Source organism: Rubritalea sp. (assembly GCF_051252225.1).
GTDB lineage: Bacteria > Verrucomicrobiota > Verrucomicrobiia > Verrucomicrobiales > Akkermansiaceae > Rubritalea.
In genome coordinates this window covers 199,865-220,017 of record NZ_JBPOGE010000001.1, presented here as the reverse complement: position 1 = coordinate 220,017, position 20,153 = coordinate 199,865, and the positions used below count along the sequence as shown (strand labels likewise).

Genomic DNA, 20,153 nt, shown 5'->3' with positions numbered 1-20,153 from the left:
CTTTCGTGTTCCAGCCCTAAAGAGGTTAGTGCCGAGTTACTTGCAGCGCTGATTACAACGCCCCCAACCATTTAGCAATCACTCTATGCGAATTTCGCTAAAAAAACACCAAACCCTTCCAAAAAACACCCAATTTTGAAACCCTAGAGATTAAAACTCCATCTACCAAACACTCCACATTAGCGAACTAGTTCGTCGCGCACTGGCACCAGAAACCCAACTCCTTGATTCATAAAAGAAACTTCACACACACCATTTCGCCAGTCACACTTCCACTCGTGTTCCCGCGAATCGCCATATTTCTCATCCTACTTCTCAGTTCCCTCCATAGCGTCTATGCGAGCGACTACTGGAAGCACAAGATCGACCAAGGAAATGTAGGATCATGTCACACCTTCGCGACCCTTGCTCTAGTCGAAGCTGAATACAGGAAAGTCACAGGAAAATTTATTAACCTTTCCGAACGCGAACTCTTTGCTCGGCACTATCTCAAGGACTACGGCTCCTTCGATAAAATGATCACTAGCCAGTTCGAGCTAGCAACCCGCCAAACCGTTGCACCCTACTATAAAGAGTCAGGCCACATCACTGACGATTTCAAACTCCTCCAACAGCACGGTGTCAGGACAGAGAAGGAGCTTCCGTATTCACCCTTTTTTAAAATGGGAGTACCAGAAGCCATGAACTCGCTACGTCATGCCCGCCACTCAGTGACACACGAAATGTTCTCAAGCCGTAAATCAGGCACTTGGAACGAACAGACGAAATCTACTGCACTCAACTCTCATAAACAGCGCCGTTCCACCACCTCACTCAGCCCATTCTTCACATTCCCAGCCAACACGCCTACCCAGCAAACGACAAAACAGTTTTGCTCTAATTACACCCTAAATAAACACACCCCAAAAACCACAGCGCAGGCGAAACAACAAATCATTACCCTACTCATCTCTGGACCAGTCGCTGTAGATGTAAGCAACTACAAAGAGCTCACACAGACTAAGACTCACGCACTTTATGAGCGCCACAGTTTTGTCGTCAGCCACTACCACCCACAGCACGACACCTTCACTATCCGTAGTTCAACTACAGGCAATGGCAAACAAGTCGACGCCAACGCGCTCGCTCGTGGCACTTACCAAATATACCACCTCGAGAGAAAAAAGTGATTAATGTGGATTTTGGACACACACCTGAGGATAAACCATGGGTTTCCCCCTCGTATAGTAGGCAGTTAAACATTCAATACCCAGCCATACACACGACACACCATTTACTCTCCAGCAAGACTCCCCACTCTTGAAACCCATCCACTGTCTCGCAGCAGATCAAACCTTAAATCCCCCCTGTGCGCGTCAAAAGAGCACAGCACGCTCTAACAATTAGTTTTACCTACTGCGCTTTTACCGCATAAACCACTCACTCTCCTACACTCTCCTACACTCTATGTCTCACGAAAACTGGTTCTCACGCCTTACTCAAATCAAAGCTCACGAAGTAGCCACCACACTACTCTCCTTCCTCTTCATTTTCATTTTAATGGCATCATACATGATTGTTAAACCAGTCAGAGATGCATTACCCAGCGACTGGGGAGACACGAGCTTAGCTCTCCAATGGACCTATACCTTCATCGCCTCGACCATTGCCGTTTCCGTCTATAACTTCTTTGCCTCCAGAGTGTCACTGAAGCGTCTCGTCCCCTTTGCCTTTGTATTTTTCTCCCTTAGCTTTTTAGCCATTTATTGCGCTTTTAGCCTCGGCTATAACCCGACAACTCTGGGGAAAGTATTCTATTGCTGGACCAGTGTTTTCAGCCTCTTTCACCTCTCTGTATTTTGGAGTTACATCTCACAGCACCACTCTAAGGAACAAGGGAAGCGCATCTTTGGCTTCATCAACACTGGCGCAAGCTTAGGCGGCATAGCTGGACCTCTCCTCGTAATCCTCTTGGTAAAGAGCATGGAGCTGAAGGACATCCTCCTAGTTACCAGTGCCGCACTCTTTTTAGTGCTACCCATCATCTACCTCCTCAACAAAAAATTTGCCGATATTGAAAACTCTGATGATGCTCAAACCAAGTTAAACCCGAACCCATTCTCTGGATTCATTGAACTCATCAACCACAAGCGCCTCCTCGGCATTGCCGGCTTCATCTTTCTTTTCGCAGGCATCAGCGCATTCTTCTACATTGCACAAACAGAAGTTCTTGCCGACTACACCCGCAGCGAACGTAAAGAGCTATTAGGCTCACTCGATCTAATCACGAATATCCTAACGATTTTGTTAGGCATTTTTGCAGCCAACCGTATCTCCCGCAAGTTTGGCCTCTCGACAGCGCTCTCGCTAGTTCCTTTCGCCACAGCGGCACTACTTCTACTCCTATCTTGCCATCCAGCTGTCTTTCTCATTCTCGCACTACAAGTCCTCCGAAAGGCTGGTAATTACTCTATAACCCGCCCCGCACGCGAAGTACTCTACACTGGCGTTGATAGAGAAGCGCGCTTCAAAACCAAACCCATCATCGATGTCGCAGTTTATCGCGGAGCGGACGTCTGTTGGATCTGGATCCTCGCCTTCCTTGGCGACGGGGCACTTCAACTTTCACTCCCACAAAAACTCATCGTTGGAGCCGGCATAGCTATCCTCTGGGGCTTGCTCGGTGTATACCTCGGTCGAAAGCACGAACAAGAAGAATACCAGCCATAGCGCACAGCTAGTGACGCATCGCTGATGGGCTAATCCCGTTCAACTTTTTAAACACTTTCGTAAAACTGTGGCTATCAGCATAGCCCAACTTAGCAGCAATGTTAGCGATCTTCATCTGTGTCGCGCCTAACAAATAGCGTGCCTGCCTCATTCTCAGGTACGCTAGTTGCTGCTTCGGGCTTCGCCCAAACTGCTTTTGGCATAGGCGCCGAAGCTGTTCCCTACTCAAAGTGGCTATCTCAGCCATCTCCTCTAGGGTCCACGCATAGCTTAGCCGCTTTTCAACCTGCATCCAGAGCTTCCAGAGCCTCTCATCCGCAACCTTTGGCTGAGCGTAGTGTAACACGTACTTATGAATCAGCTCCACCCAGAGATTCTGAGCAGAGAGACACTCTCCCGACTCGCAAGCATAATGCAGACCGAGTATCGCGTGATAAAGTGGAGAAACAGCCATTTTACCAGAAATAGGAGACATCGCAGTCACTAAGGGACGCGAGCCCACATCCTCTAAATACTTCACCCAGAGAAAGCTCCACTCCCCCCCCTCAGCCGCCTGAATAGAATTAAAAGCATAGGGCGGTAACAGGCAGGCGCATCCTGGCTCCAGGATAACCCACTCACCGTCGACCAACACCTTTCCCACTCCAGCCACTGTCGCTACTAAACAACTCCCGGATTGGTATGCGCGAGTCAACTCGTATGGGTACCCTGCCACCTGATAACCAGCATGCGCAATTCGGTAGTGCCAGAGCATCGCGCAGTGAAGATCTTTCACCAAACGTGCATCATTCGCATCACCCGCAACAAGCACGCGCTCGCGAATATTCACCTTCACATCATTATCTCCCAGCCCTTTCACTTCCGCTATCTACCACCATTCTCTTCAGTTTATCAAGTTCTACGCAAACTCAGCTGAATTTTTCATTTTTTAGTAAGTGGGTGGCTTACACCTTGACAGGGCTGACACGACCAGCCAAACCCCAATAGTCAAATGTGACAAACACGTCACCCCACCACCTACCCAACATGGTTACTCTGCTCACAATTCTCGGCGCTCTCGGCATCTTCCTTTATGGCATGAAAGTAATGTCGGAAGGCATCCAAAAAGTGGCAGGCAACGGCATGCGCCGCGCCCTAGCCACGATGACTAAGAACCGCTTTAGCGCAATGCTAACCGGTCTCTTTACCACGGGTCTCGTACAGTCTTCCTCAGCCACCACAGTCCTAGTAGTAAGCTTCGTCAATGCAGGCCTACTCACCTTAGTCGAATCAATCGGTGTCATCATGGGCGCCAACCTGGGCACTACCGTCACGGCCTGGATCATCGCCACCATCGGTAAGTTCAGCGTTTCCTCTGTCGCTCTTCCTATCATCGGCATAGGACTTCCAATGCTCTTTGCTGGCAAAGGTAAATGGAAAAGCTACGGTGAAGTATTCATCGGTTTTGGCCTACTCTTCTTCGGACTTGGTGAGCTAAAAGACGCCGTCCCCGACCTCAAAGGCGCAGTGAAGTCTGGCGACATGGAAACCATCGAATTACTACAATCCGTAGTGACTTGGATTCAGAGCACCGGCTTCGCCTCCGTAATACTCTTCATGATCGCAGGTGTCGTTCTCACCTTAGTCGTCCAGAGCTCCTCTGCAGCCATGGCCATCACCATCACATTTGCCATGAATGGATGGCTCGGCGATGACCCTATGGTAGCATTTAAAAACTCAGCTGCTATCGTGCTAGGTGAAAACATAGGAACTACCATCACTGCTTGGCTTGCCTCACTAGGAGCTAATGTACACGCCCGTCGCGCAGCCCGCGCCCACCTCGTCTTCAATGTGATTGGCGTAGTATGGATGCTCATAGCTTTCAGTCCCTTTACTAATTTCGTATGGTCCCTTGCCGACTCACTCCCAGACTCACTTAAGAGCGCCAAGCAAGATTTTGGGCAGTCTGAAGTCGCTTTCGCCACTGCTGTTTTCCACACCAGTTTCAACCTCATCAACATCGCAGCCCTCATCTGGTTTGTCCCACAAATAGCCAAGCTCGTCACACGTCTGGTCAAAGATACTGAAGACATAGCAGATGAGTCACCTAATCGGATCAAATACATCTCTCAGTCACTCGTTGATCTCGGCGAACTGAACATCGTCGAAGCTGAACAAGCTGTAGTGAAACTAGCGAAACATTGCTCTAAAATGTTTGATGGTTATATAACAGTCTTTGAACATCCTGAGCGCGACATGGGAGAGCAGGTGAAGGAGATCAAAGCAATGGAAGATGAAGCTGACCTCATGATGCACGACATCACCGAGTACCTCGTTAGTTGCACATCGCAAGAAGTCTCACCACACCTCTCCGAGCGCATCACCGGACTCCTCCGCATCACTGCTGAACTGGAAGAATGCTCTGACGCTATCTATCGCCTCATCAAACTTGCGGAGCGTAAATACAATAAGGGCCGTGCATTCAGCACCGAGCAATCCGATGCCGTCCGTGAACTCGCTGGCCACGTCGAGAAATTCCTCAACTACACGGAAGAGAACTTCCTCAAGCCTCTCGACTCTACGGTTACTGAAGAAGCTGAGCGACTACACGATGAAATTAGAACTCTGACGAAGAGCTACAATAAGTCTGCCATGTCACGCATGTCTACCGGAAAAGTGAAAACGGAGATGCTCAACATCGACACAAACAACCAGCTCAGTGTGATCGCTAACCACCTGCTTCACGTCAATCAAACGGCAGCTGAAATGAGTTAATCCACACACACTTGTGTGACAGAATTGCCACTGTCACACATTCGTAATTAGCCGAGCTGACCACTAGATCAGGCTCGGCTTTTTATTTTTACAGCAACGAGCATTTCGACTAAATCAAATAGTAAGATTCATAGATCTTAAAAAAATCGATCATATTGCAGTAATCCGCCCAGCCGCCACCACTTATCCTTATGCAAAAGATTCTCATCATTGAAGACGAAGTAGACATCGCAGACCTCATCTCCTTCAACCTACAGCGCAATCAGTTTGAAACAGTCATCGCCAACGACGGCATCGGCGGACTCAACAAGGCTCTAATGATCGAACCCGACCTCATCATCCTTGATCTTATGCTCCCAGGAATGGATGGCATCACCATCAATAAAACTCTCAAGCGCGACCCACGCACCCGTCACATTCCAGTGATCATGCTCACAGCAAAGGCTCAGACTGAAGACCGCATCACCGGACTCGAGACTGGAGCAGACGACTACCTCACAAAACCTTTCAGTCCAAAAGAGCTCGTCCTCCGCGTCCAAGCCATCATCAAACGCACCTCCACCAAAATGAGCGGCACCATACTGGAAGTCGGACCATTTAAATTCGACAAAAACACTCTCACTTTCTACTTAGAAGAACAAGCCGTCGATCTCACTTCCACAGAGTTCAAGCTGATGATTTTCCTCTGCGAGCGACTCAACGCACCACAAGACCGCAGTATTCTACTTAGAGAAGTTTGGGGATACAGTGACGATGTCCACTCCCGTACCCTCGACACCCACATGAAACGCCTCCGAAAGAAACTAGAACCGCACGCTAACTACCTCGAAACTGTCCGCGGAGTTGGCTACTGCATCACAGATAAGCCAGCTACGTAATCCCCCTAAAAACCATAGAAACACCTTAACCCCTTTTCATGTTTTTCGAAATCGTCATCACGATCATTGCCATTGCAGTGATCGGCTACTTGATCATACACCTGAAGGCACAACGCCTCCATTTAAGTAATCAACTCAAAGCTGCGCGTTCACAGCGAGATGAAGCTCGTAGAGAACTCAACGAGGTCACTCTAGACAGCAAAGTCACCCTAGATGCCCTCGGCGACGCCCTATTCATCGTCAGTCGCGATCTAGAAATTCGTAAAACAAACTCCCGCGCAAAAGAGATCTTTCGCAACCAAGACCCTGTGGGTCGCGAGATACCTGAAATCCTGATGAATCCAACCTTCACTGAAAACATTCAGCGTATGGTAAAACTGGGTAAGACCTCACAGAAAAAGCTCATACTCTCATCCAGCAGTCACGTACTCGGAGGAAATTTCTCAGAAGGCGAAACCGCCTGGATTCTACAAGTCACCCCTTTGCCAAATCACATAGCTGACCCCCTCAGCTGCGTCATACTGCGCGACATCAGCACAGAACACCGCACAGAGCAAATCCGCACTGACTTTGTCGCAAACGCATCACACGAACTGCGCACACCGCTCGCCATCATCAATGGCTACTTAGAGAATCTCGTCGATGACGACATCGTAGACGAACCTGAAATCGCTCGTCGCATGCTCACCACAATGCAACGCCACGGTGCAAGATTATCTAGGCTCATCGATGACATGCTCGTTGTATCTCGACTAGAGTCAGGAGAGAGCGCAGCCCTGAATCGTGAGCCATTTGACCTTATAGAATGCGCTGAAGACGTGCTTAACAGACTCGACCAGCTAGTCATTACGAGCTCGGCCCGCATAGTCAGAGAGTACGCCGAAAAAGAAATCATTATTACTGGTGACCGCTTCTACTGGACGCAAGTAATGTTCAACCTGATCGAAAATGCGATCAAGCAGAACCCGAATAGTAAACTTAAAGTCACGATTACAATCAAACGACTGAGAGATGATAACGTACAAATCTCCATTAGCGACAACGGTATCGGCATTCCGTCATCACACCTCCCCTTTATTTTCAAGCGCTTCTACCGCGTCGACAAGCATCACACTCAATCTGACATCAAAGGAACTGGACTGGGACTATCTATCGTAAAAAGAGCGATCGAAGCCCACGACGGCAGCATTGAAGCAAGCTCACAACCCGGCATTAAAACCACATTCAGCATAGTCACCCCCTGCGGTTCAGAAAAGCCTAACAAATCCACCGAAAACAACGATGCAACACATTCTTAATGAGCTAATTACAATTGTGACAACTTCGTTCCGCATTTCCTTTTGGCAGATTGCAATTTTCAGAGGATGTTTCGAGCGCTCCAACAAATTAGGAGAAACAATTAACTGAATACTCACAATGAAATTTAACACAATTGTAAAAGCAATAGTAGCCGGCCTTGCAATCACAGCAACAGCTTCCGCACAAACTAAACTCGTAGTTAAAGGCTCCGACACACTCGGCGCTAAGATGGTTCCTCAGCTTGCTGAAAAGTATAAGTCTGAAGGAAACAACGTTAGCTTCGAAATCGCAGCTGAAGGCTCCTCCACATGCTTCACAAACCTCCTCGCAGGCACAGCTGACTTCGGCATGTCCTCACGCGCAGTCAAATCTTCCGAGAAGAACAACTTCGCATCTGCTGGCAAAGACCTCGTTGAGCACATTGCTGGTGTTGACATGATCGCAGTCATCGTCAACGAAGCGAATGACGTTCAAGAACTCACTAAAGACCAAGTAAAAGGTATCTTCACTGGCACTATCACTGACTGGTCTGAAGTTGGTGGCAAAGCTGGTGAGATCAACGTATTCACACGCAACACATCCTCTGGAACTTATAAAACATTCCAGAAGCTAGGCATGGACAGCGTCGACTACGGCAAGAACACTCAGAAGATGGCTGGTAACGAGCAGATCGCTCAGGAAGTTGCTAATAGCGCGAACGGCATCGGATATGTTGGCCTCGCGTACATCAACAAAGATGGCATCTCTGCAGCAGCAGTTGACGGTGTTCTCCCTGAACCAAAAAACGCAGCTGATTACGCTCTTTCCCGTAACCTCTACTACTACACCGTTGGCGAGCCTACTGGTGAAGTAGAGAAATTCATCACATGGTCCACTACCTCTGACGATGCAGCTGAAGTCATTGAAAAAGTTGGCTTCATCGCTCCTGCTAACTAATCTTGCTATCCGTTTATTTCATAACAACAAAGGATAATTTACGGGCACCGCACAGCGTAATGTTTGTGCGGTGCTTTCTTGACTAAACTAGGAATTTTTCGCTCCCTCGCAACACACTAGTCGCAACCATGAAATCGAGCAAAAAATCACAATCTCCCAATCCTTTTGGTAAGCCAGGCGGTATTCGTCTCTTCGGAATTGGGAAGCAAGAAGCCATCAAGTATTTCTTTGGTGGAAATGCGACACTTGCGATCATCGTCATTGGACTGATCATTTTTTTTCTTATCTATCACTCTTATTCGTTCTTTCCTCAATACAGGGATAAGCTCGAACTCTATCGCAAATCTGGTCAGGAATTCACAGATTTTGCATCCGAGCAACTTACAGCTCAGAAAGAACTTTCCTCACTTGCCACGCAGGCTCGTGAATATGAAATCCAATACCAACTCGGAGCTCTCTACCGAGTCCGTTCTATTCACGCAGAATTCAAGCGCGACATACTCAAAGTTATTTCTGCGGAGCGAAAAGACTTCATGCGCGCGGAATCCAGTCTTGAAGACCTTCAAGACGGTGACTCTAGCACAGCTCAACAAATCGCCTCTGCCGAAAAAGCTGTGCAAGCTTCTCGTGAGCGACTCAAAACAGCCGCAACCCGAGCAGCCGAGGCCCTCGACTTTGGCAACCTCGCTGACAAATCTTGGAAAACCGATAATAAATACCTCACACCACTTCGCGAATCCGTCGTTGAGAGTATCGTTACAGGTAAATCGAACACAGAATTTACGGATCGAATCAAAGCAGAAGAAAAAGAAAAGGTAGCCAAGCTCGACGAAAGTAAAGCATTCCAAGACCTAGTCGCTGCTGGTGCTAGCTTCAAGGCACCACAAAGATCATTCGAAAATTTTGTCTCTGATCTACGAGTAATTGCAGGGACCAATAAAAGCCAGGCAGTCACCTACTCTTCGGCTGCTGCACGTAAAGAGGCACTTTTACAAGGAGCAGAGCTCTCCACTTCTAAAGTATCTCGCGAACGTAACATACTCGAGTCCAAGCGAGTTCTGACAGAAGAACCCGACTACGCTTCACTCAATGCACCACTCTATGCAAGCCTTCCTAAGCACAAAGAAATGCTCGCTGAGCTTTCCGCTAAAACTGCCGAAGGTTTTGCTAAAATGCCCAACGTCGACGCGTTCGAATCTAAGCTCGCTGAACGCCGCCTCCATCAAATCTCTGATATAGAAGCAGAAATCCCCGAACTCTTCGAAACCAAACGAAGTGCCATGGAAAATTGGGACCACACTACCCCCATGAGCATGACAACAGCGGTAACCGGTTTCTTCTTCGGCACAAAATGGGTGACAAACTCATCATGGCAGGATTTCTATGGTATCCTCCCACTGCTCGCTGGCTCCGTCTCTGTGGCCCTAATCGCTGTAATCCTGGCTATTCCATTCGCTATAGGTGGTGCCATCTACGTCAATCGCCTTGCATCGCCTTTCGAACAGAAATTCATCAAACCGATCATCGAATTCATCGGTGCTATACCATCCATCGTCCTCGCATTCTTCGGCGTCGTTGTACTCGGCGAATTGCTCCAGACATACTCCCAAGAACCCTGGCTCTCATGGATTCCTGGCTTCCCAGTAGAAGGCCGTCTCACTATTCTGAATGCGGGCTTCCTTCTCGCATTCATGGCTATACCTACCATCTTCACCCTCGCTGAAGATGCTCTAAACAACGTCCCCAAATCTTACAAAGAAGCTTCACTTGCCCTAGGCGCCACTCCGCTCCAAACAGTGATGCAGGTCATTCTTCCGAGCTGCGCTTCTGGTATCATTGCCGCAGTTCTCCTAGGCTTTGGCCGAATCATAGGTGAAACGATGGTAGTGCTATTGGTAATGGGCGGCCGCATCGCAATTCCGAAATCCATTACCGACCCCGCACACTCCATGACCGGTATTCTGGCTCAAGAAATTGGAGAGGTCGATGAAGGGTCTCTACACTGGGGTGCTCTTTTCATGGTTGGTCTCGTCCTCTTCGTGATCGCTCTCTCCCTCAACTACATTGCTCAAACTACTCTACGTAAGTTAGGCAATAAGTAACATTTGCATAATTAATAATCTTTAACGGCACACGACACCATGTCCGCACCAAATCAAAAGCAGACCAATCCATTCTGCAAATCTAACGATAATCGTAAAAACAAAGAAAGTGTTATTCGCACGATCTTCCGCTTTGCGACCTATTTCATCATCCTCTGCGCCTTCTTTATTTTTGGTGACATTATCATCAAAGGCGCCCCTGTTCTCTTCCACAAGGGAACAGATTTCCTGACAAGAAAGCCTCAAACACTCAATGTCCTTGAAGTCGAAAAGGCCGACAACATCCAGGTTCCTGAAGAAAACTTTGATGCCATCCTACGCAGTAATTCCAGCGTAGAAGACGTTTTTGCGAATGTAAAAGATGTAAACAGAGTCTTCGATTACACCCGATTCAATGTGCAGCCAGGCTCCCTTATCGGTGAAGGATACCTCAAGAATCTCGAACAGCAAAACGATGGATTCTACCTCCGGTATGATAAACGCGACATAAATGCCCCAGTAGCTTTCACACTCAGCTCAGATAAGGTATTCACTCTCAAACTAGATGAGTTCGACGCTTTCAAGCAACTAGCTCCTGAGTTCGTTCCCGATGAAGTCGAAACCAAAGAACTCAATCTATCCGAATTTGAGGTCACCGTAGCCAAAGGTGAATATCCGCTAGGAAAATCTGCCCACGATGCCCTCGTGCCCACTGGCCTTATCTTTCAAATGCGCCAAACATTTGCAGATGATGAGCCAGACAAGATTAACCAAGTCGTCATCCCTGAGACTCAGACCATCACCATTGACGCCGGTACATTCTTTACAGCATTCGATGAAGAAGAACGTGGCACGCTTCCCTTAGAGTCGCAAAAGACCATCCCAGTAAAGTCCACATTCTATGACTTCTCCATTCCAGCAGGAACACATGAAATCGATCCTGCGGCACTAGAAATTATTTCCACCAAAGGGGCAAATAGTCAGCACAACACCACTAAAGGCTCCATCATTTTCAACAATGAAGAGCCAATCAGCCTTCTCACCCCAACAGACGAGTACCAAGTTCTCGTAGCTGAAAACCCAGGTCTCATTACCTCAGAGGTAGAAGCTGTCGAAGAACTACAACCCTATGTCAGCTTTTCTATCGCCAAGGACACTGAACTCCGCCTCGATATTGAAGACTATGAAGCCATCACGCTCGCTAATGAAGAAAGCGGGAACTTCCACACACTTAGCCAAAAAACCCATTCCTACTCAGGCGGTGGTATCCTAGGCCCCATTATCGGCACCGGACTTCTGGTTATCATTTGTATGGTCGTCGCCCTCTCTACCGGTATTGCCACATCGGTCTACCTCAACGAATACGCAGCCAAAGGCAACTTCATTAAATCTGTTCGCCTCGCCATGCTCAACCTAGCTGGCGTACCATCCATCGTGTTCGGTCTATTCGGTCTCGGCCTCTTCGTCATACTAGCGCCAACAATCACAAGCACCCCCAATGCTGAAAGTAAATTTATCCTACCTATAGCCCCCATCGCTAGTGAGCCAGGCCAACGTGAAATCGAAGATAAAAAAATCTATATTTCAGATCATAAGATGAAAACATCTGAAATCGCTACCAAAGCTTCAGCTGCAAACAGCACACTCTTCTACGATGGCTGGACCTACATTTCCTTCCAGGGCTGGGGAACCTGCATGCTCGCAGGTGGCTTCACTCTCGCCATCATGGTACTCCCGGTGATCATTACCTCCTGTGAGGAATCACTCAGAGCCGTCCCGATGGGCTTCCGTGAGGCATCTCTCGCGCTCGGCGCCACCAAATGGCAGTCCATTAACACAGCGGTCCTCCCCTACGCCTTCCCTGGTATCCTCACTGCATCCATCCTAGGAATCACACGTGTGGCAGGTGAAACAGCGCCCATCATGTTCACAGCAGCAGTAGCCGAGCGCTCCGATCTGCCATGGCAAGCAATTCACGAGACTGGGTTCGACGCATTTCTTGCCTTCCTACAACAATCAGTCCAAGCCTTGCCCTATCATATTTACACCGTTGCCGGAAGAATCCCTCAATCAGAATACACTGAACCTATGCAATATGGCTCAGTACTCGTCTTCATGATAATCGTGATGACCTTCGCTGCATTCTCAGTTTGGTTGCGCATAAAAGTTCGCAACAAGATCAAATGGTAATATTTCTCTCTCACCCATTCACCTCACCGCCATGTCCACTATAGAAGCCACAGCCCCAAAGTCTTTAGCTAAGAAAATCACGAACACCGAATGTACACCTAAAGCGAAACCTACGCCTAAAGCGCAACCAACGACTATGGAAACCACTCCACAACAAACTCCTCCAGTTAAAACAATGATCGAGATAGACGATGTCTCCTTCAGTTATGATCTAGGTAAAACGAACACTCTTCGTAACATCAGCCTTGAGATCCCTGAAAAACAAGTCACCGCCTTTATTGGGCCATCTGGCTGTGGTAAATCCACCCTCCTTCGCTGTATCAACCGCATGAACGATCTCGTGGAGACTTCTTGCGTCACCAATGGTCAAATCCGCATCATGGGTCAGGACATCAATGCTAAAGAAGTGTCAGCTATTGAGCTGCGCAAGCAAGTCGGCATGGTGTTCCAAAAGTACAATCCCTTCCCTAAGTCTATCTACGACAATGTCGCATATGGTCTCCGTATTCAGGGGATAAAAAATAAAGACACTCTCGATGAAGCTGTAGAGCGTGCTCTCAACGGTGCGGCCCTCTGGGACGAAGTTAAAGACCGCCTCAAAGATTCCGCACTCGGTCTCTCCGGTGGACAGCAGCAACGTCTCTGTATCGCTCGCACAACTGCCGTCAACCCGAAGGTCATCCTCATGGACGAGCCATGTTCAGCGCTCGACCCGATTGCTACAGCAAAAGTCGAAGAGCTCATCACCGAGCTTCGTAGAGAGTTCACTATCGTCATCGTCACCCACTCCATGCAGCAGGCATCACGTATCTCTGATAATACAGCCTTCTTCTACCTCGGAGAACTGATCGAATACGACTTCACAGATAAAATTTTCTCGAACCCTTCAGTCAAACAAACTGAAGATTATATCTCTGGCCGTTTCGGTTAGAGCACTTCAACATTCTCCCCAAATACCCCAACATAATTACATGGAAACCGGCGGACACATACTAACCGACTATAACACAGCTCTTAAGTCGTTCAAAAATAAGACAGTCAATATTGGTTGCCTCGCGCAGCAAAACCTTGAACGCTCACTCCAAGGCCTCTTCGAACGCAACCCTGACCTTTGCAACAACGTTATCGCCGAAGATGAAGATGTGGATCAACTTGAAATAGAGATCGACGAAGACGGCATGATGCTCATGTCTAAATACCGTCCATTTGCGAGCGATCTCCGCATCGTGGTGGCCTCAATGAAAATCACCAATAACATTGAGCGTATTTCTGACCATGCTGTGAGTATTGCTAAGCGCTCACGTAAGCTTATTCGTAATTCAGAGCTCTCAGAAGTTGGACTCATCGAGCCTCTCTTCCTGCAGTCGAACAAGATGCTAACAGATGCTCTAGCTTCATATGCGGATGGTAATGGAGAACTCGCTATGTCCGTCATTCAGGCTGACGCCTCAGTGAATACTCTACATAAAAAGGCGACTAAGCAGCTCACCAAGTGTCTTGAAGGTGAAACTGGTAAGCACAAGGACTACCTCCACCTTGTCTTCATCTCACGTTGGCTAGAACGCGTGGGAGACCTCTCCGTCAACATCGCCGAAGATGTCATCTTCATGACCACAGCCACTGATATTCGTCACGGCGGCGAACTCCCTGAAGAGATCACTGCAAATAACTAATAAGACTTACATACTTTTAGCAGACCACAGATCGCCCCGCGACTGTGGTCTTTTCTTTACCTTATAGCCTCTTTCCAGCAGACTTCTAATTGTATCAAGGATTACTCTTAGCATGGCCGAAGAACCCACTCCACCACTACCCACAAAAAAGCGAAAATGGCCCAAGCGCTGCCTCTGGTTCTTGGGTATCATACTCGTTCTTCTCTGGTCGATAAATGGCCCCATTGCGCGTAAAGCCGCCCACTTTGGTATCAATAAAGCCTTATTGAGCCAAGGTATGAAAGGTGACTGCCAAGTAGAAGGCACGCTCACACACGGCTTCACTATTACCGATTTTTCCTATAATGGAGTCGCAGGGCTACAGAAAATTCAGCTTAAAGAAGTCGCCGCCGACTACCGGCTACTCAGAGAGCTCATCCACGGGAAAATCAGATCTGCTCACCTGACTGATGCGACTATCATCATAGATCTGGACAAATTCGTCTCCAACAAAGAGAAAAAAGAGAGTCATAAAAAAATAAAAGATTCCCTAAAGCTAGCACGCAAGTGGCTTTATCAACCAGAGATCACGCTCAGTAATATTGATCTAACCATTCTAAAGTCCAGTGAGCTGATGGCGCGCTTCCGCCTAGACAAGCTCCATCACCCCACCAATGGAGACGACTATAATCTCTCCAATTTTCAAGCGAGCGATGGTTCTGGAATCGAAACACCAAAACAAGACGTCACCCTCACCTGGACACCTAGTCACATCGAGCTCACCCGACTAGAGTTCTTTCCAGATTTCGCAGTCAACTCCGCCCATGTCGATTGGCAAAACGAGATTTCAGGCACAGCCAACCTCCAAGTTCTCAGCGCAGTTCTCGATGTCGAAGTAAATCAAACAATCGACGCTAAGCTCACCAGTGGCTATCTCAATGCTGAGATAATCGAACAACGCTTTGGCATCACACTCCCACTCGCATTTGAGCTCAACCACATTGAAGCAAATGTCGTCAACTGGCTCGCTCCGATGAAAGACTGGGAGATAGACTGTAAACTAGATATTCCTAGAATAGCGTACCAAGATTACCTAGCCGAAAGTACGCGCCTCACATTTTCCCAAAAAAATGCAGCCTATCAACTCGAGCTAAACTCTACTGTAAAATCAGCTCCTATTGATTTTAACATTTCAGGAACATGGTTAGATCCTGCTGCACAAAACTGGTGGGAAAGCACAGAAGCCACTTATAGCATGGAGTGCCCACGGTTAGCTGATATCTCTTCCCTCATTCCACAGATTCCCGCACAGCTGCAACTAGCTGACTGCTCACTCAAAATTGCAGGAACGACATCTCTTAAGGAGCTCGAGCTATACAGTCTAGATGCGGATCTTTCAGCCTCGGGCATCAAAGTAGGAGAAGAAACTCTACCCGCACTTAAACTAAGCGGAGAATACCAACACCTGGCACACGGCGAGGTCTTCTGCTCCTTTGAGCAAGCTGACGATAGACCCATCACCGCAAATGCTCGCTACACATTTGAAGACGACCACTACCAACTCAACCTGGACGTAAACGAAGATGACCCAGAATGGCTGAACGCCATGCTTAAAAGCTTCGGAGTCGATATCGCCATCCAGTCACCTCTCGTAATTAACTGGAAAAGCAACGGAAGCCCTGACTTATCTAAGCAGCAGCTAGGCTCGATCGCCATTGAATCGCTAAAGGTCAAAACCGGCCCAGAGTTAGAATTTAACCTCATTGCTCAAGCTAAATACGATTGGCCAAAATCGCTACAACTCACCTCGTTTGAACTTAGTGAAGAAGACTTCTTAGCTAAAGCTAAGATGATATGGGACGGTAAAATACTCAAAGTTCTAGAAGGGCAAATACACCGAGAAGAAAAACCCATCGCTAAACTCACTGCGGATATTCCCTTCACTGCTGAGATAACGAGTTTAGAAAAGTTTCTAGAGCAACAAGCTGAGTGGTATCTCGACCTCGATATTCTTCCACTCGATATTCAGAAAATTAACGAATGGCTTCAACTTCACGAAATCAAACAAATTGCCGACCTCACAGGAACTGTCGCCATGGGCATCGAATTCGTTGGTTCACCATCTAACCCAGATATCAAAGGTTATGCTAAACTTGAAAACCTAAAGGGCATTTCTAACAAAGACCTAGCTCCCCTCCATATGTTAGGCGAGTTCAACTCTGCTGACAAATCACTCAGTTTCTCAGGTCAACTCTTAGAAGCCTCTACCGAACGTGTAGTCTTAAAGGCAACCCTCCCATTCAAACCACTAGAATGGGTACAAAATGCGGATGACATCCCAGCTATACTCGAAGACACTACTATCGATGGCGAACTCCAAATCAACACCCTCCCGCTAGATCGCACCGCACGCTTCGTCCCCCAACTCAAAACCATAAAAGGCTCTCTAAATGGTAATGCACACATTTCAGGGACTCTAGCAGACCCTAAAGTTGAGCTTAATACTCGCATTAACATCCCTCTTTTAGTCACAGCTGGCGACGCCATAGACGATATCCATGATATCGAAATCATCTGTAAAGCTAACGACGACCGACTAATCGATGCGACCTTAAAAGCAACCATCAATGGCGGATTGTTAGAATCCAAAGCAAATATCAATTTAGCGGATCTCAAAAACCCTGAATTTGAAGTCACGGCAAAGGCATCTTACGCGATGGTGTTTAGAAATGATGCCGTATCAATTAGAGCCAACGCCGATGTCAAACTTGAGGGAACTCTAGAAGAAGCTACACTGAGCGGTTCAATAGGAGTCGTTGAATCTCTTTTTTATAAGGATATAGACATTCTCCCCATTGGAGTTCCCAGCTCTGCAGTGTCAGACGTCGAGCTACCTGCACTCAATGCTAAGCTCATCGATTTCGACATACCCGAGCCGTTTAATAAATGGAAACTCGACCTCTCACTCCGTTTTGAAGACCCCTTGGTTATTAGTGGCAACATTGCACGAGGACAAATCACAGGAGGAATTAAAGCTACTGGCACGCTCGGAGATCCAAAACTCGACGGAGCAATCGTTGCTGAAAAAATCATCGCTCGCCTACCATTCAGTAAACTTCGAATCCATAAAGGACTGATCGAGTTTAAATCAGAAAATGGCCTCATCCCATACTTGGACATCCAGGCCAAAACCACCGTCAATAATTACGATGTCTCCATTTTCGTTTATGGGCCAGCTACCAATCCAAAATCTGCGTTCACGTCCAATCCTCCTCTCGCGGAAAATGACGTAATCACCCTCCTCGCTACAGGTGTCACAGCATCTGAACTTACTAATAATACCGGAGCAGCCACTCTACGTGCCGCTCAGCTTTTCCTTGTTAAGCTACAACAAGAAGCTGGTGAAACCCGCAAAGCGATAATCATCGAAAAGCTCTTAGCCATTCTCCAAGAATTTGAATTGAACATCAAAGAGACCGACGGCTTTACCGGTAGAGAATACTCATCTGCACAAGTACAACTCACTAAGCGCTTCTATCTAGCGGCACAAATTGACGACGACAATCAAACCCGAGGACTACTCATTTATGTCCTACGTTTTAGGTAATGCGCTATTTCCTCTCCATATTTTTCCTATTTGTCTGCACCGCAAGTGCAGCTGAGATTCGTATTACCGGCTTAGACGAAGATAGTAAAAAAAAGTACTCTACCGCTCTCGAGCCACGGCTTTTGTTCATTTCTTCTCGTCCTGCTACAAGCTGGCGTGCTGATGATGCTGCCTTTTTCCTCAAGCGACTGATCATCCGAGAAGGTTATCCTGACGCTGAAGTAAAATGGGCAATCAGCGGCCAGACTATCGACCTCCGTGTCAACGAAGGTCCCCGGCTTTTTTATGGTATCGTAGAGTCCCGTCAAAGCTCTATTCTCGATGCTGAAACTCTAACCAACTACTTCTATCAGCCTATCGTCGTTGGTGAGCTCGCGAGCATTGACAAGGCTCCATACATTGCAGAGTACACAGATAAAGGAGTCACTAATGTTGAGAATTATTTGAAATCTCAAGGTTACTGGAAGGCAGCAGTTACATTGGCAACCGAGACCCGTAATCGTAGTACAGACAAAGTTAACATCACTCTCAACATCCACCAAGGCGCTCTCCATCACCTTGCTCGGCCACAGTTTTCTGGGATCAGTAGCGACACTGAGCAACAGATTCTCACTGGACTCACCCAGTACCTGGGTGGAATTGCAACTTCCAGTAATATCACAGAAATGAATGCATTCGTGCATGCCTACTTCCGAAAAACTGGATTCCATTTTGCCAAAGTCTCGGTCGAACCAATCCATGCTAACGCACTAAGCACACTCAGATTCAACATTGATCAAGGTCGTCGTTACACCGTCAGAGACATCAAAGTGAGCGGAAACGTAGACACTCAAATACGTCGAATCAGGAGAAACTTTAACGACCTCCAAGGTAAACCCTACGACGCTGTCCAAGCCGATAAAGACACTAACAGACTTCTATCGACAGGGATTTTCAGTAAAGTAGTCGTCACTCCCGTCACTCACGAGGACGGCATGATAGACCTCGATATTGAAGTCGAAGAAGGGAAATCTATCACTGTTCGAAGCTACATAGGTACGGATTCCTATGACGGTCTGATCTTAGGCCTCTCCTATACTGACCTGAATTTCCAAGGGAAAATGTGGCAGCTGAATGCACGTGGCGAGTACAGTAGTCGCGGACTCTTAGGTGAAGTAGGTATCACCGAGCCCTTTTTCATGGGTGAACATATTAGCTTCAACTTCCGTGGATTTATCCTTCAACACCGCCCAGATGGTTACGACGTGAACGAAGCGGGCTTCGAAGGCTCATGGATTTGGCGACCAAAAGATACTTATTCAGCCAGAGCATACCTTGGCAGCTCGATTGTTAGAACGTCATCAACATCCATGACGGATGAAGAACTAGGCCCTGAAGATTATATCAATACTCGCTTCGGTCTACTCAACACTTTCGAGTACAGAGATGATCCTATTCTTCCCACCAAAGGCTACCACGGACAAATCCTCACCGAGATTGGCAATATTACGGGCGATGCTAACTCAAACTACCTTAAGTTTGAACTCAATAACTCCTACCGTCATCACCTCGGCGACAAACAATTCTTATCTGCCCGACTAGATACAGGTTTGATAATCCCACAAAATTCAAGTGACCTCCCGATTGACCGGCGCTTTTTTGCTGGTGGGCCGAACTCAATGCGCGGCTTCAGTGAAGGTGAGCTCGGTCCGCGCTCCAAATCTGGCGATCCATTGGGTGGTGAATCCTATTGGACTGGAACTCTCGAACTAGTTCGACAAGTAAAAGGACCCCTCAACCTTGGATTCTTCTACGATCTAGGCCAAGTCTATCAGAAATACGAAGATCTAAGCTTCAGCGACCCTAGTCAAGCTGTTGGCCTTAGTGCACGTATCCATCTCCCTATTGGTCCCATTCGTTTCGAGTATGGCTACAACCTCAACCGAAAAAAACATGAGCCCTCTGGCACCTTCAACTTCACCATTGGTGCTAGCTTCTAAAAAAACACCCCATCCCTAATGAAAGGAATGAGGTGCTTATAAAGTTTATTTGGGAGAATCCTAAGTTG

General features: G+C 47.6%; 13 protein-coding genes. 12 read left to right on the top strand and 1 reads right to left on the bottom strand.

What is annotated here, in order from left to right; all coding sequences use genetic code 11:
- The first annotated feature begins 278 nt into the window (after positions 1-278).
- Together ACSHX2_RS00980 and ACSHX2_RS00975 are read left to right on the top strand one after the other, a co-directional pair.
- Positions 279-1,169 (top strand): C1 family peptidase, encoded by an 891-nt coding sequence (locus tag ACSHX2_RS00980; RefSeq protein WP_435689697.1) that lies wholly within the window; start codon positions 279-281, stop codon positions 1,167-1,169.
- Positions 1,170-1,446: 277 nt separating this feature from the next.
- The gene (locus ACSHX2_RS00975; RefSeq protein ID WP_435689695.1) at positions 1,447-2,709 is read left to right on the top strand and encodes an NTP/NDP exchange transporter; all 1,263 of its coding nucleotides are present in this window, start codon (positions 1,447-1,449) and stop codon (positions 2,707-2,709) included.
- A gap of 7 nt (positions 2,710-2,716) precedes the next feature.
- On the opposite strand, the gene ACSHX2_RS00970 is transcribed toward ACSHX2_RS00975, so the two are convergent.
- Positions 2,717-3,568, bottom strand: a complete 852-nt coding sequence (locus ACSHX2_RS00970) for an AraC family transcriptional regulator (protein WP_435689693.1) — start codon at positions 3,566-3,568, stop codon at positions 2,717-2,719.
- A gap of 167 nt (positions 3,569-3,735) precedes the next feature.
- Between ACSHX2_RS00970 and ACSHX2_RS00965 the strand changes: the two genes are divergently transcribed.
- The 10 genes from ACSHX2_RS00965 to ACSHX2_RS00920 all read left to right on the top strand — a co-directional run bounded on the left by ACSHX2_RS00965 (position 3,736) and on the right by ACSHX2_RS00920 (position 20,085).
- Positions 3,736-5,463 (top strand): Na/Pi cotransporter family protein, encoded by a 1,728-nt coding sequence (locus ACSHX2_RS00965; protein ID WP_435689691.1) that lies wholly within the window; start codon positions 3,736-3,738, stop codon positions 5,461-5,463.
- Between the two features lie 191 nt (positions 5,464-5,654).
- Entirely contained in the window at positions 5,655-6,341 is a 687-nt protein-coding gene (locus tag ACSHX2_RS00960; protein WP_435689690.1) for a response regulator, read from the top strand.
- 38 nt (positions 6,342-6,379) lie between these two features.
- Positions 6,380-7,639 carry an ATP-binding protein gene (locus ACSHX2_RS00955; RefSeq protein WP_435689688.1) on the top strand — a complete coding sequence of 420 codons (1,260 nt, stop codon included), beginning with the start codon at positions 6,380-6,382 and terminating at the stop codon, positions 7,637-7,639.
- A gap of 118 nt (positions 7,640-7,757) precedes the next feature.
- Complete coding sequence (locus tag ACSHX2_RS00950) at positions 7,758-8,576, top strand: phosphate ABC transporter substrate-binding protein (RefSeq protein WP_435689686.1); 819 nt, start codon at positions 7,758-7,760, stop codon at positions 8,574-8,576.
- A gap of 128 nt (positions 8,577-8,704) precedes the next feature.
- Entirely contained in the window at positions 8,705-10,678 is a 1,974-nt protein-coding gene (gene pstC / locus ACSHX2_RS00945; RefSeq protein WP_435689684.1) for a phosphate ABC transporter permease subunit PstC, read from the top strand.
- A 39-nt stretch (positions 10,679-10,717) separates the two neighbouring features.
- A complete protein-coding gene (locus ACSHX2_RS00940; RefSeq protein WP_435689682.1) occupies positions 10,718-12,847 on the top strand; it encodes a PstA family ABC transporter permease in 2,130 nt (709 codons plus the stop codon).
- A 31-nt stretch (positions 12,848-12,878) separates the two neighbouring features.
- Entirely contained in the window at positions 12,879-13,778 is a 900-nt protein-coding gene (pstB, locus tag ACSHX2_RS00935; RefSeq protein ID WP_435689680.1) for a phosphate ABC transporter ATP-binding protein PstB, read from the top strand.
- Between the two features lie 40 nt (positions 13,779-13,818).
- Positions 13,819-14,520, top strand: coding sequence for a phosphate signaling complex protein PhoU (gene phoU / locus ACSHX2_RS00930; protein WP_435689678.1), 702 nt, complete (start codon positions 13,819-13,821; stop codon positions 14,518-14,520).
- A gap of 112 nt (positions 14,521-14,632) precedes the next feature.
- Entirely contained in the window at positions 14,633-18,106 is a 3,474-nt protein-coding gene (locus tag ACSHX2_RS00925) for a translocation/assembly module TamB domain-containing protein (protein WP_435689676.1), read from the top strand.
- A complete protein-coding gene (locus tag ACSHX2_RS00920; protein WP_435689674.1) occupies positions 18,106-20,085 on the top strand; it encodes a BamA/OMP85 family outer membrane protein in 1,980 nt (659 codons plus the stop codon). The genes ACSHX2_RS00925 and ACSHX2_RS00920 overlap by 1 nt, the downstream gene beginning before the upstream one ends.
- The last annotated feature ends 68 nt before the right edge of the window (positions 20,086-20,153 follow it).

What these genes read in the sequence shown, in the direction of transcription:
- ACSHX2_RS00975 (WP_435689695.1), top strand. Translation starts at nt 1,447, where the DNA reads ATGTCTCACGAAAACTGGTTCTCACGCCTTACTCAAATCAAAGCTCAC.
- ACSHX2_RS00965 (WP_435689691.1), top strand. Translation starts at nt 3,736, where the DNA reads ATGGTTACTCTGCTCACAATTCTCGGCGCTCTCGGCATCTTCCTTTAT.
- ACSHX2_RS00960 (WP_435689690.1), top strand. Translation starts at nt 5,655, where the DNA reads ATGCAAAAGATTCTCATCATTGAAGACGAAGTAGACATCGCAGACCTC.
- ACSHX2_RS00955 (WP_435689688.1), top strand. Translation starts at nt 6,380, where the DNA reads ATGTTTTTCGAAATCGTCATCACGATCATTGCCATTGCAGTGATCGGC.
- ACSHX2_RS00950 (WP_435689686.1), top strand. Translation starts at nt 7,758, where the DNA reads ATGAAATTTAACACAATTGTAAAAGCAATAGTAGCCGGCCTTGCAATC.
- pstC (WP_435689684.1), top strand. Translation starts at nt 8,705, where the DNA reads ATGAAATCGAGCAAAAAATCACAATCTCCCAATCCTTTTGGTAAGCCA.
- ACSHX2_RS00940 (WP_435689682.1), top strand. Translation starts at nt 10,718, where the DNA reads ATGTCCGCACCAAATCAAAAGCAGACCAATCCATTCTGCAAATCTAAC.
- pstB (WP_435689680.1), top strand. Translation starts at nt 12,879, where the DNA reads ATGTCCACTATAGAAGCCACAGCCCCAAAGTCTTTAGCTAAGAAAATC.
- phoU (WP_435689678.1), top strand. Translation starts at nt 13,819, where the DNA reads ATGGAAACCGGCGGACACATACTAACCGACTATAACACAGCTCTTAAG.
- ACSHX2_RS00925 (WP_435689676.1), top strand. Translation starts at nt 14,633, where the DNA reads ATGGCCGAAGAACCCACTCCACCACTACCCACAAAAAAGCGAAAATGG.
- ACSHX2_RS00920 (WP_435689674.1), top strand. Translation starts at nt 18,106, where the DNA reads ATGCGCTATTTCCTCTCCATATTTTTCCTATTTGTCTGCACCGCAAGT.